The sequence below is a fragment of the Amycolatopsis rhizosphaerae genome (genome assembly GCF_007713715.1).
Taxonomy (GTDB): Bacteria; Actinomycetota; Actinomycetes; order Mycobacteriales; family Pseudonocardiaceae; genus Amycolatopsis_E; species Amycolatopsis_E rhizosphaerae.
In genome coordinates this window covers 1-11662 of record NZ_VJWX01000213.1, presented here as the reverse complement: position 1 = coordinate 11662, position 11662 = coordinate 1, and the positions used below count along the sequence as shown (strand labels likewise).

General features: G+C 71.7%; 11 protein-coding genes. 8 read left to right on the top strand and 3 right to left on the bottom strand.

Annotation, left to right across the window (positions count from 1 at the left end):
- Positions 1-103 precede the first annotated feature (103 nt).
- A complete protein-coding gene (locus FNH05_RS20640) occupies positions 104-1156 on the top strand; it encodes an AraC family transcriptional regulator (protein WP_144590353.1) in 1053 nt (350 codons plus the stop codon).
- On the opposite strand, the gene FNH05_RS20635 is transcribed toward FNH05_RS20640, so the two are convergent.
- Complete coding sequence (locus FNH05_RS20635; RefSeq protein ID WP_246127860.1) at positions 1140-2294, bottom strand: glycosyltransferase family 9 protein; 1155 nt, start codon at positions 2292-2294, stop codon at positions 1140-1142. The two genes, FNH05_RS20640 and FNH05_RS20635, sit on opposite strands and share 17 nt — an antisense overlap.
- Positions 2295-2405: 111 nt before the next feature.
- On the opposite strand from FNH05_RS20635, the gene rfaE2 reads away from it, so the two are divergent.
- The 3 genes from rfaE2 to FNH05_RS38170 all read left to right on the top strand — a co-directional run bounded on the left by rfaE2 (position 2406) and on the right by FNH05_RS38170 (position 5087).
- Positions 2406-3884, top strand: coding sequence for a D-glycero-beta-D-manno-heptose 1-phosphate adenylyltransferase (gene rfaE2 / locus FNH05_RS20630; RefSeq protein ID WP_144590352.1), 1479 nt, complete (start codon positions 2406-2408; stop codon positions 3882-3884).
- A 145-nt stretch (positions 3885-4029) separates the two neighbouring features.
- Entirely contained in the window at positions 4030-4842 is an 813-nt protein-coding gene (locus tag FNH05_RS20625; protein WP_144590351.1) for a glycosyltransferase family 2 protein, read from the top strand.
- A 74-nt stretch (positions 4843-4916) separates the two neighbouring features.
- On the top strand, positions 4917-5087 hold the full coding sequence (locus FNH05_RS38170; RefSeq protein ID WP_186382651.1) for a hypothetical protein: 171 nt from the start codon (positions 4917-4919) through the stop codon (positions 5085-5087).
- A gap of 167 nt (positions 5088-5254) precedes the next feature.
- Here the strand turns inward: FNH05_RS38170 and FNH05_RS20620 are convergent, their stop codons facing one another.
- Complete coding sequence (locus FNH05_RS20620) at positions 5255-5635, bottom strand: hypothetical protein (RefSeq protein WP_144590350.1); 381 nt, start codon at positions 5633-5635, stop codon at positions 5255-5257.
- Between the two features lie 135 nt (positions 5636-5770).
- Here FNH05_RS20620 and FNH05_RS20615 point away from each other — a divergent pair, with 135 nt between their 5' ends.
- From FNH05_RS20615 to FNH05_RS20600, 4 genes are all read left to right on the top strand, one after another.
- Entirely contained in the window at positions 5771-6208 is a 438-nt protein-coding gene (locus tag FNH05_RS20615; protein WP_144590349.1) for a hypothetical protein, read from the top strand.
- Positions 6209-6252: 44 nt separating this feature from the next.
- Positions 6253-6963 carry a GAF and ANTAR domain-containing protein gene (locus FNH05_RS20610; protein ID WP_144590348.1) on the top strand — a complete coding sequence of 237 codons (711 nt, stop codon included), beginning with the start codon at positions 6253-6255 and terminating at the stop codon, positions 6961-6963.
- Between the two features lie 64 nt (positions 6964-7027).
- Positions 7028-8647 (top strand): glycoside hydrolase family 13 protein, encoded by a 1620-nt coding sequence (locus FNH05_RS20605; protein ID WP_144590347.1) that lies wholly within the window; start codon positions 7028-7030, stop codon positions 8645-8647.
- A 45-nt stretch (positions 8648-8692) separates the two neighbouring features.
- The gene (locus tag FNH05_RS20600; protein WP_144590346.1) at positions 8693-10273 is read left to right on the top strand and encodes a RecQ family ATP-dependent DNA helicase; all 1581 of its coding nucleotides are present in this window, start codon (positions 8693-8695) and stop codon (positions 10271-10273) included.
- On the opposite strand, the gene FNH05_RS20595 is transcribed toward FNH05_RS20600, so the two are convergent.
- Positions 10270-11662 (bottom strand): IS1634 family transposase (locus FNH05_RS20595; RefSeq protein WP_144590345.1); only part of this gene is annotated, 1393 nt, incomplete at its 5' end. The genes FNH05_RS20600 and FNH05_RS20595 overlap by 4 nt on opposite strands.

Here is an 11662-nt window from a genome sequence, read left to right as displayed (position 1 = left end):
GGCTTGCGGTGGGACGTCTGTGGCTCACTCACCCGAATGACGTTAGCGCCGGCCCACCCCCTCCCCCAAGACATGCGCGGTCACCCGATCCATAATTCCGGCCATGACACAGCTCGCCGAGCCGGTGGTCCGGCACTGGGACTTCCCCCGCGGGATCGCGAGCGTCTGCCTGCTGGTGCGCTTCGGCGCCGAGCACGGCATCGGCGAGCGGGAGATGCTGGACGGCAGCGGAATCACCCCGGGGCAGCTCGCCGACCCGGCGGCCGAGGTCGAGGCCCACCAGGAACTGAGCGTCGTGCGCAACCTGGCCGCCCGCCTCCCCGACGCCGGTCCGGAGGTCGGACGCGGTTACCACGCGACCACCTTCGGCCTGTTCGGCTTCGCCTTCCTCAGCAGCCCGACCGTGCGGGACGCGGTCAACTTCGCCCTGCGCTACCTGGACCTCAGCTTCACCTTCAGCATCCCGCGCGCCACCCTGGCCGGGGGCCAGGTGCGGCTGGTGCTCGACGACAGCCTGCTGCCCCCCGACGTCGCGCGGTTCCTCGTCGAGCGCGACCTGTCCGCGATCCGCACCGTGATCGGCGAACTGCTGCCCACCGGAGTGCCGCTGGCCGGACTGGACCTGCGCTTCCCCGAACCCTCCACTGTGGACCAGCTGGAGACCTACCGCGAGGTGTTCGGGGTGCGGCCGGTCTTCGGCAGGCCCGCCAACCTGGCCACGTTCGACGCCACCTACCTCGACCGGCCGCTGCCCCAGGCCAATCCGCAGACCGTCGCCTTCTGCGAGGCGCAGTGCCGGGAGCTGGTGACGCGGCGGCGGCGCCGGGCCGGCGTGGCGCACGAGGTCCGCGAGCACCTGACCCGTTTCGGCGCCATCGCCCGGGGGATGCCCGGCGTGGCCAGGGAACTCAACATGAGCGCGCGCACCCTGCGGCGCAAACTGGAGGAGGAGGGCACCAGCTTCCGCGCCCTGCTCGACGAGGTGCGCGAGGCGCTGGCCGAGGAGCTGCTGGTCAGCGGCGCCCTGTCGGTCGAAGACGTGGCGATCCGGCTCGGCTACGCCGAGGCGTCCAGTTTCATCCACGCCTTCAAGCGGTGGAAGGGCGTGACCCCGGCCTCCTACACCCGGCACCACACGGTCAGCCGCCGGAACTGAAAGCGCTTGCGGCGGACCCGCCGACGGCCAGCAGGTCGCGGGTCTCGGCGAGCACGTCCGCCACCCGCACGTCCGCGACGAAGGAGACGTCGTGCGGGCAGCGGGGCAGGTCCTCGCGGGTCACGTCCACCCCGCACACCGGGCAGGTGCTCCGCCACGCGATGAGCACGCGGTCCCGCGAGCGGCCCAGCGGCCCGGCGTTGATCACGTTCCCCATCCAGTACACGCCGACCGCCGGGGTCCCCAGCGCCCGCGCGAGGTGCCGCGGGCCGCTGTCGTTGCCCACGAACACGTTCGCGCTGCCCAGCACCCCGCACAGCGCGGACAGGGTCAGCTCCGTCAGCGCGCGCACGGCCCCGGCGCCGGGCCCGCCCAACCGGCCCCGCGCCAGGGAGACCACCTTGTCGACCAGTTGCCGCTCCTCGACCGTGCCGATCACGGCCACCGACACCCCCTCCCCGACGAGCGTGACGACGACCTCCGCGAACTCCTCCGGGGGCCAGCGGCGCCGGGGATCGCTCGCCCCGGGATGGACGACGGCCAGCGGTTTGCCCAGGCCCGCCAGCGCGTTCTCGGCCGCGGTGAGGTCCTCCGGCACCAGCGACAACGACGGTTCGAACGCCACCACCGGCGCGCCGGCGAGCCCGGCGACCTCCAGCGCACGCGCGGTTTCGTTCTGGTAGTAGCGAAACGGCACCCACCGGTCGAGTTCCCCGGCGTCCGGCGTGCGGGCGCCCACCGTCCAACGGGGACCGAGGCGGCGCAGGAACGGGTTCGACCAGCGGCCACCGCCGTGCACCTGTACACCGAGATCCACCGGCCCCACCAGGTCGAAGAACGCCTGCTGCTCGGCGTCGTCGAAGTCGCGTCCCGGCGGCTCGTGGACGCCCTTGGCCGGGGGCAGCGGGATGACCCGGTCGATCGGCGAAGGACGGCACGCGAACAACTCGGCGTGCATCCTCGTGCCCAGCAACAGAATCTCGGCGCCGGGATAGGCCGCCTGCAGCGATTGGATCGCCGGAACCGCGAACAGCAGATCCCCCAGCCCGCCTCCCCGCAACACCGCGATGCGGTGCACGTCGGGAAACGGCGGCGGCAGCGGGCCGATCGCAGGCACTCGGGTCCGACTCGACGTCACGGTTTGCCTCCTTCCCGCCACAAGGTGCCCGGTTCCCGGCGGGGCAAACGGGAACGAGTTTGACGTCCGCGGAATCGGGCAGTTCACCGGCGAGGACGAGTGGAGGTGGACATGACGGCCGTCACAGCCGAGGTCATCGACCGGCTTTCACGGAACACCCCCCGCGTCGTCGTGGTCGGCGACGCCATCCTGGACGTGTGGCTGTCCGGGCACTGCGACCGGATCTGCCGTGAGGCACCCGCTCCCGTGGTGGACGTCGGCGAACGCGCGCTGTCGGCGGGTGGCGCGGCGAACACCGCGGTGAACCTCGCGGCCATGGGCGCGAGTGTGCGCTTCGCCGGCTTCACCGGTGACGACGACGCCGGGCGTGACCTGCGCGCTTTGCTTGCGCGCCAAGGGGTCCCGTCCGGGCACCTGGTGGTCGCGCCCGGCAGGCGGAGCGTGAGCAAGCACCGTGTGGTGGCCGACGACCAGGTGCTGCTGCGGTTCGACGAAGGCACGGGAACCGCACACGGCTCCGGCCTCGACGAACGCGTGGCGTTCGAGCTGCGACGGGCCCTGTCCGGGGCGGATGCGCTGGTGGTGTGCGACTACGGCACCGGTCTGCTCGGCCCCGCCGTACGCGACGTCCTCGCCCGTGCGCGCGAGAACGTGCCGCTGCTGGTGGTCGACGCGCACGATTTCCGGCCGTGGCGCGAGATCGGGCCCGATCTGGTGACCCCCAACGCCGGGGAGGCGGCCGGACTGCTCGGCGGCGTGCCGGTGCCCGCGGGAGGCCGGGCGGAGCTGTTCGAAAGCCGCCGCGACGAACTGCTGACAGCCTCCGGTGCCAAGGCCGCGGTGGTCACGCTGGACCGCGAGGGCGCGCTGCTGCTGTGTCCGGGGGAGCCGGGCTACCGCACCTGGGCCGACCCGGTGCCGGAAAGCCGCGCCAGCGGCGCCGGTGACACCTTCGTCGCCGCGCTGTGCCTCGGCGGCGCGGCCGGCCTGCCGCTCACCGCCGCCGTCGAGCTGGCACAGGCGGCGGCCGGGGTGGTCGTGCGCAAGAGCGGGACGGCGGTGTGCGCTTGGCCGGAGCTCGCGGCCACGCTCCACCGCGAGGTCCCGCTCGGCCACGACGAGCTGGCCGAGGTCGTGGCGCGGCACCGGGAATCGGGGCGCACCGTGGTGTTCACCAACGGCTGTTTCGACGTGCTGCACCGCGGTCACATCAGCTACCTCAACGAGGCGAAGCGGCAGGGCGACGTGCTCGTGGTCGCGCTCAACTCCGACGACAGCGTCCGGCGGCTCAAGGGACCCGGCCGCCCGGTCAACACGGCGCAGGACCGGGCGGCGGTGCTCGCGGCGCTGAGCAGCGTGGATCACGTGACGGTGTTCGACGAGGACACCCCGATCGGCCTGCTGAGGCGGTTGCGGCCCGAGCTCTACGTCAAGGGCGGCGACTACACCGAGACCATGCTGAAGGAGGCCCCGGTGGTGCGCTCCTACGGCGGCGAGGTGCGGGCGCTAGGCTACGTGCCGGAGAAGTCGACGTCCTCGGTGATCGCGAAGATCCGGGCCGGTTCGGTGGTCGCACAGGAGGGCGAGTGAGCGACACTCGCCTTCCCACGCTCACGCGGCCCGACCGGGTGCGGGTGCCCCGCAAAACACAGGAGGGCGAGTGAGCGACACTGGCGAAGCCCCCGCTCACGCCGCCCGACCGGGTGCGGGTGCCCCGCAAAACTCAGGAGGGCGAGTGAGCGACACTCGTGAGCTGGAAGTGCTGGTGCCGACCTGCGACCGGCCCGCGGAGCTGGCCGTCACGCTGTCCGGCCTGGCGGCGCAGGCCGTGCCCGGGTTCGCGGTGATCCTCTCGGACCAGAGCGAGGGCGAACCGGCCTACGAGGCCCCGGCGGCGCGCGCGATGATCCGGGTGCTGGCACGAGCCGGTCACCCGGTGCGGGTGAGCCGCAATCTGCCGCGGCGGGGCCTTGCCCAGCAGCGCGCGCATCTGCTGGAGCTGTCCTCGGCCCGGTACGTGCTGTACCTCGACGACGACGTGTGGCTCGAACCGGGGACGCTCGCGCGCCTGCATTCGGCGATCGTCGAACTGGGCTGCGGTTTCGTCGGCAACGCCGTGCAGGGACTGTCCTATCTGGACGACTACCGGCCGGACGAGCTGGCCCGGTTCGAGGAGTGGCGGGGCAGGCCGGAGCCCGAGCAGGTCCTTCCCGGCACCGCGCAGTGGCAGCGGTGGACCCTGCACAACGCGGCCAATCCCACGCATCTTTCGGACGCGGTCGCCCGCCGTCCGAAGTGGACCGCGTACAAGGTGGCCTGGATCGGTGGTTGCGTGTTGTTCGACCGGGAGATGCTGGCGTCCACCGGGGGGTTCGGCTTCTGGCGCGAGTTGCCCGAGACGCACTGCGGTGAGGATGTGCTCGCGCAGCTGCGGGTGATGGCGAAGTACGGCGGCGCGGGCATTCTGCCCACCGGTGCGGTGCACCTGGAATCCCCCACCACCGTCCCCGACCGCTCCGTCGAAGCCTACGACGCAGTCTCCCCCTGAGCCCGTGCCGCAGGGGCGTTTCAAGACCGCCCGTTCCGGGCATTACGCCCACACGGCCGAGCGGAGGGAAGCGCATGGGCAGGCACCGGTTCGACGACGACAAGGACGGCCAGTGGGGCGGCCCCGCCCTGGCCGAGCGGGACTCGGCGCGGCAGGGCCCGCACCGCCACGATGCCGCGCACGCCCCGGTCAACGGGGACGGCGACGGCGACGACGGCGACGAGGGTGTCCCGCCGCCGCGGTGAGGCACCGAAAGTTTTGATGCGGCGTGACCGGAGGGGGCACAACGGTCACGCCGCCGCGAGGCAGGGGCGGCAGCACCCCGGCCGAGGTCTCGCGCCCTTGAGCTACCCGCCGCGAAGTGCGTAAAACACCTGTCCCACTGAGGGAAACGCACACCCGGGTGAGTGCGTCACCCGGTCAGTTCCCGGCTCGCCGCCTCGGCCGTCCCGAGTTCCACCCCCAGTTGGAGGGTCAGGTCCTGGGCCCGGGCCAGCGCGGACGCGGTTTCGAACACCGACCTGGTGACGGCGTCGTAGCCGGGACCCGACAACCCACCCGAGCACATCCGTTGTTCAAGCCAAAGTGTGAGCTCGGGCAGGCATCGCGCGATGTTGTCCCCGGTTTGTTTGAGTGAGGCGAGGACCTCCGACACCTCTGCTGCGCCGCCGAGACCACCGCGCTCCTCGGCCCGCAGCGCACACCGGTACAGACCGTAGGTCGCGTCCCGGGCTCGCGCGGCGAGGACGGTGGCGGGCGTGTCGACGCCATTGCGGGATACGTCCATGGTCATGGGTCCTTCGTCACTGGGGCGGGAATCGTCGCCGGGGTCGGTGCCGGGGGATCAGTGGCTATCGCACTGGAGCTTCCCCGGCCCCGACCTGCCTAAACAGGTTTGTTCCCCGGCCGGCCGGGAAACCGATCGTGTATGAGTCAACCGAATGCACGGCGGCTCGCCGACCAGTTGATCGACGTGGTGGAGAACCGGGATTTCGACCGTCTCGCCGGGCTGGTGCCCCAGGTCGTGGGCAGCCGGGCACCGGAGAGCCACCTGTTCCGGCCGTTGCTGGCGGAACTGGTGGTGGCGGTGGCCGAGCTGATCCGGTTGCGCACCGGCACCGGCGAGGTGCACGAGACGTTCACCGTCGGCCTGTTCGACGAGGGGAACAGGGCGCTCGACATCGACGAGTTGCAGCCACCGCTTCGGGCGATGCTGCGTGCCGTGCTCGCGGAGCTCAACGGAGACGCCGAAGACGCCCGCATCCAGCTCGAGTTCGCCGCGTCCGATCCGGACGTCGCGGGACGCGTCGACGCCCTGCTGCACCTGGCCCGCTGGGTGCGCGAACTCAGGCCCGCCCGCTCGTGAACGGTGCCGGAGAAGACCGAAGCCCCTCCGCACCCTGGCCACTTGTGCTCGACGAGGTGACCGGAGCGTTGGACTCACTGACCGATCTCCTTCACCAGGAGGACGATTTCCACCTCCTGCTGCGGCAGGTGTGCGCCCAGGTGACCCGCGCGGTGCCGGGGGTGGAGGAAGCCACGGTGACGCTGCTGGCCGACGGGATGCCGCAAACCGCGGCGGCCACCCGGGAGGTGCTGCTCGACGTGGACAACGAGCAGTACCGGACCGGCGACGGACCCTGCCTGGAGGCGGCGAAGACGGGGGAGATCGTGCGGGTCGCGGTCGGCGAGGCCCGCGACCGCTGGCCCGCCTTCACCCGGGTCGCGGAGGACGCCGGGGTGGTGAGTTTCCTGTCGGCCCCGCTCCACGTGAACGCCGGGAACTCGGGCGCGATCAACTGCTACAGCACCCGCCCCGGCGGGTTCGCCGACCTGGACGCGCGCCTGCTGAACCTGTACACGGTCATGGTTTCGGCGGCCTGCCGCAGCCACCTGCGCTATCTGGAGGCGCGCGCGCTGGCCGAAGGGCTGCGCTCGGCACTGGATTCGCGTGCCGTGATCGAGCAGGCGAAGGGAATCCTGATGGCGGCGCGCGGGTTGACCGCGGACGAAGCCTTCACGGTGCTCGTGCGCCAGTCCCAGCGGGAAAACCTCAAACTGCGCACGGTGGCCGAAAGATTCGTCGCCAAGGTCAGCGGAAGCCCCGCCCGAAACCGGTGAAGTCCCCTTCCGGCGGTGGTTACCCTAGGAGAAGACCGCGGGAGGAGAGCGGAAGGGGCATCAGGTGGGGCCGGACACCGGATGGTGGCGGGACGCGGCGATCTACCAGGTCTACCTCCGCAGCCTGGCCGATTCCGACGGCGACGGCGTCGGCGATCTCGCCGGGGTGCGTTCCCGGCTGCCCTATCTGCGCGATCTCGGGGTGGACGCGCTGTGGCTCACCCCGTGGTACCCGTCGCCGATGGCCGACGGCGGCTACGACGTCGCCGACTACCGCGACATCGACCCGCTGTTCGGCACCCTCGCCGAGGCCGGGGCGCTGATCCGCGCCGCGCACGAGCACGGCCTGCGCCTGATCATCGATCTGGTCCCCAACCACACCTCGGTCCGGCATCGCTGGTTCCAGGAGGCGCTGGCGGCGGCGCCCGGCTCCCGCGCCCGTGACCGCTACCTGTTCCGGGACGGCAGTCCGAGGGGCCTGCCGCCCAACGACTGGCAGAGCGTGTTCGGGGGATCCGCCTGGACCCGCGTCCAGGACGGTCAGTGGTACCTGCACCTGTTCGACCCGTCCCAGCCCGACCTGAACTGGGAAAACCCGGAGGTCCGCACGGCGTTCGAGGACATCCTGCGGTTCTGGTTCGACCGGGGGGTGGACGGGTTCCGCATCGACGTGGCCCACGGACTGATCAAGCAGGCCGGGCTGCCCCACCTCGGCAGCAGGCAGGCGGGCCTGATCGAACCGCCCGCCCGGCACCGGCACCCGTACTGGGATCGCGACGAGGTGCACGAGATCTACCGCTCCTGGCGCCGGATCAGCGAAAGCTACGGCCCGGACCGGATCTTCGTCGCGGAGGCCTGGGTCGCCCGGCCCGACCGGCTCGCCCGCTACGTCCGGCCGGACGAGTTGCACACCGCGTTCAACTTCGACTTCCTGCGCTGTTCCTGGGATCCGGCCGCGCTGCGCTCGGTGATCGATTCGAGCCTGCAGTCCCTGCACGCGGTCGGCGCACCGGCCACCTGGGTGCTGTCCAATCACGACGTGGTGCGGCACGTGACCCGGTACGGCAGGCCGACCACGCGGGGCCGGGGGCCGCAGCACGAGCACGGCGGCCCGGTCGATCTCGCGGTCGGGCGGCGGCGGGCGCGGGCCGCACTGCTGTTGATGTACGCACTCCCCGGCGGGGTCTACTGCTACCAGGGTGAGGAACTCGGCCTGGACGAGGTGACCGACCTGCCGGAATCGGTGTTGCAGGACCCGACGTGGGAGCGGTCCGGGCACACGAGGCGGGGGCGTGACGGCTGCCGGGTTCCGCTGCCGTGGCGGGGGACGCGACCGCCGTTCGGGTTCGGTCCCGACGGCAGCACGCCCTGGCTTCCGCAGCCCGAACGCTGGCGTTCGCTCACCGTGGCCGCACAGGAGCGGGATCCGGGCTCGATGCTGAACCTGTACCGCGCCGCACTGCGGCTGCGCCACGAGCATCCCGCGCTGGGCGACGGCGAACTGTCCTGGTTGGACAGTCCACCCGGGGTGCTGTGCTTCCGGCGCGAGCCGGGCCTGGTGTGCATGGCGAACCTCTCACCGGTGCCCTGCCCGCTGCCCTCGCACGAACAGGTCGTGCTGGCGAGCGAACCACTGGAGGACGGCAAACTCCCCACGGACACCGCGGTCTGGCTCCAGACCTGACCGTTTCAGGTTTCCGCCGTTGCGGGGGCGGGAATCTCCCCTGACGTGTCCACACGCGAAAAGCTGCAGAGCGCGGCAGCGAAAACCTTCGGTTGGTCCCAGCTCCGCCCCGAGCAGCGAACCGCGATGGAGCACCTCGTCGAAGGGCGCGACGTCCTCGTCGTGCTCCCGACCGGGGCCGGGAAGTCCGCCATCTACCAGGTGCCGGGACTGCTGCTGCCGGGGCCGACGCTCGTGGTGTCGCCCCTGACCGCACTCCAGCGGGACCAGGTCGCCGCCATCGCCGAAAGCCGCGCCCCCGAGGCGGTGGCGATCAATTCCGCCCAGGCCGCCAAGGTCACCGAGCGGGCCTGGGACGCGGTCGACACCGGGGAGGCCGAGTACCTGTTCCTCGCACCCGAGCAGTTGGCCAAGGAGGAGGTGCTGCGACAGCTCGACGAGGTCGCGCCGAGCCTGTTCGTGGTCGACGAGGCGCACTGCGTTTCGGTGTGGGGGCACGACTTCCGTCCCGACTACCTCCGCCTGTCCGAAGTGATCGAACGGCTCGGGCATCCCAGGGTGCTGGCACTGACCGCGACCGCGGACGGGCCGGTCCGCGACGACATCGTGCGCCATCTCGGCATGCGGGACCCGGTGCACGTGATCGCCGGATTCGACCGGCCGAACCTCCACCTCGCCGTCCGGCATGCCGTCGACGACAAGGGAAAGCGGGAAGGCGTGGTGGACTGGGTCACGGCGGCACCGAAACCGGGATTGGTCTATACCGCGACCCGCAAGGACACCGAGCGGTACGCCGAGGCGCTCGGCGACCGGGCCGCGGCCTACCACGCGGGGCTGAAGGCATCGGAACGCAGGCGGGTGCACGAGGGGTTCATGGCCGGTGAACTCGACGTGGTCGTGGCGACCTCCGCGTTCGGCATGGGCATCGACAAACCGGACGTGCGGTTCGTCGCGCACGCCTCCGCCCCCGAATCCCTCGATTCCTACTACCAGCAGATCGGGCGGGCGGGCCGCGACGGCGCTCGCGCCGACGCGATGCTGTTCTACCGCGCGGAAGATCTCGGGCTGCAACGGTTCCTCACCTCTCACCGGCAGGACGCCGACGGGGTGCGGGAGGTCGCGGAAGCGGTGCGGGAACACGAAGGGGCCGCGAACCCGCGCGAAATCGGCGACGTCGTGGACCAGTCACGCCGGCGTGCCATGAACAACCTGAACCTGCTCGAACAGGCCCGCCTGGTCAGCATCTCCCCGCACGGGGTCGCCTACCGCGGTGACGAAGCGGAGGACGTCGCGCCCCGCGTGGCCGAGATCGCCGAACAGCGCAGGCGGCTCGACCGGTCCCGGGTCGAGATGCTGCGCGAGTACGCGGAAACCCGGTCCTGCCGCAGGCAGTTCCTGCTCGGCTACTTCGGCGAGGCGCTCGACAAGCCGTGCGGGTTCTGTGACACCTGCGAGGCCGGGACGGCGAGGGGGCACACCGTCGGCGGGAAATTCGCACCGGGCAGCGAAGTCCGCCACGAACGGTGGGGAACGGGCCGGGTGGTGCACGGCGAACCGGACCGGGTCACGGTGCTGTTCGCGGAGGCCGGATACCGCACAGTGAAACCCGACCACCTACACGCCTAACGCGGGGCGTAGGTGGCGAGGCCGAAGAGGTCGTAAAGCCGTTGCTGGACCTCGGTTCTGGCGGTGATCAGGCGGCGGGTGCGCGGGCGCCCGCCGGTGGACGGGTAGCGCAGCACGGTCTCGCCGATGCCCGACAGCTGGTCCAGCAGCTCCCGCACGGAGAAGTCGAGACCGGCGCGGTCGGCTTCGTGCCGCATGAGGTGGGTCACCGCGGTGGCCAGCATCGTCACCAGCGAATGCACCGCGATCCGGTGCTCGGTCCACGCCCATCGGGACGCGGGGGCCGCCACGAAGGCACCGTTGAGCATGCGCACCGTCGAATCGAGATGGTAGCGCGCCCGGTAGGCGGTGATCACGTCGAGCACCGGCCAGTCCTCGTGGTCGGTCACCAGCAGCTGCTTGCCGAAGAACTCCTCGTCAAGGCGGGCCCGTGCGGCCTCGTCGATCCGGAACGACAGCCGCAGCTCCCCTGGCCGCGTGCCGGTCAGGCGCGCGGTCAGCACACGGTCGACCCAGCGCACCCGGGTGATGCGCGCGATGTCGGTGAGCAGTTCCTCGCGGGGCCGCCGGTTCCGGCCCGCGGCGAGCGCGAGTGCCAGCCCGTCGAGCTGGCGGGTCGCCCCGGACAGCGCCTGGGCGAAGCTTCGCGCCTGCGCCGCGTGCAACCGGGCCGAATGGGTCAGCACCACCCGCCGGTGCGCGCCGAACACGGTGGCCCGCGTGTCGAGCGCGGTCAGCCCGGGAAACCGCGCGGGATCGACCGCCCGGCGGCTCGCCGCGGGGCGGGAGAGCAGGTCGGGGAAGTCCCCCGGCGGTAGTGCCCCGACGAAGTGCATTCCGGCATCCAGATCGAGCTGGGCGTGCTGACCGGTGTCGAAGAGGACGGTGAGTTCCTCACGGTGACGCGCGGCCAGCCGGTCCGCGGCCACGCCGAACGGCAGCACGTCCCGCCCGCCCCGCCGGTACACCTGGGACACCAGCGGAATCGCCCCGTCGGAGGTGACGACGGCGCTGAGCCCGGCCAGCGCCGCCGAGGCACTGCTGTCCGTGCCGGATCGCGTGTAGATGGCGAAGTTCGGCACGTCCACCGCGAGCAGCACCGGTTCCGGGAACTCCTGCCGCACCTTCGCCGACACGGCCTGCTCGATCCGTTCGAGCTGGGTGGTGGTCAGGCGGCGGGTCGCCCGCCAGAACGCTTCCTCCCGCACGGCGGCGGCCGCGACCTTCGGCCGGACGAACCGGGCGGCGGCGGTTGCCTCCCACCACTCGGCCAGCGTGGTGCACGGTGCGGTCGCGCGGTGCAGCACGGCGAGCGCGAGGTACTGGCCCGCGGACACCTTCGCCTTCCCCCGCCCCGCCACCTGGTCGATCAGGCCCGTCAGCTGGAGC

What these genes read in the sequence shown, in the direction of transcription:
- FNH05_RS20640 (WP_144590353.1), top strand. Translation starts at nt 104, where the DNA reads ATGACACAGCTCGCCGAGCCGGTGGTCCGGCACTGGGACTTCCCCCGC.
- rfaE2 (WP_144590352.1), top strand. Translation starts at nt 2,406, where the DNA reads ATGACGGCCGTCACAGCCGAGGTCATCGACCGGCTTTCACGGAACACC.
- FNH05_RS38170 (WP_186382651.1), top strand. Translation starts at nt 4,917, where the DNA reads ATGGGCAGGCACCGGTTCGACGACGACAAGGACGGCCAGTGGGGCGGC.
- FNH05_RS20620 (WP_144590350.1), bottom strand. Translation starts at nt 5,635, where the DNA reads ATGACCATGGACGTATCCCGCAATGGCGTCGACACGCCCGCCACCGTC.
- FNH05_RS20615 (WP_144590349.1), top strand. Translation starts at nt 5,771, where the DNA reads ATGAGTCAACCGAATGCACGGCGGCTCGCCGACCAGTTGATCGACGTG.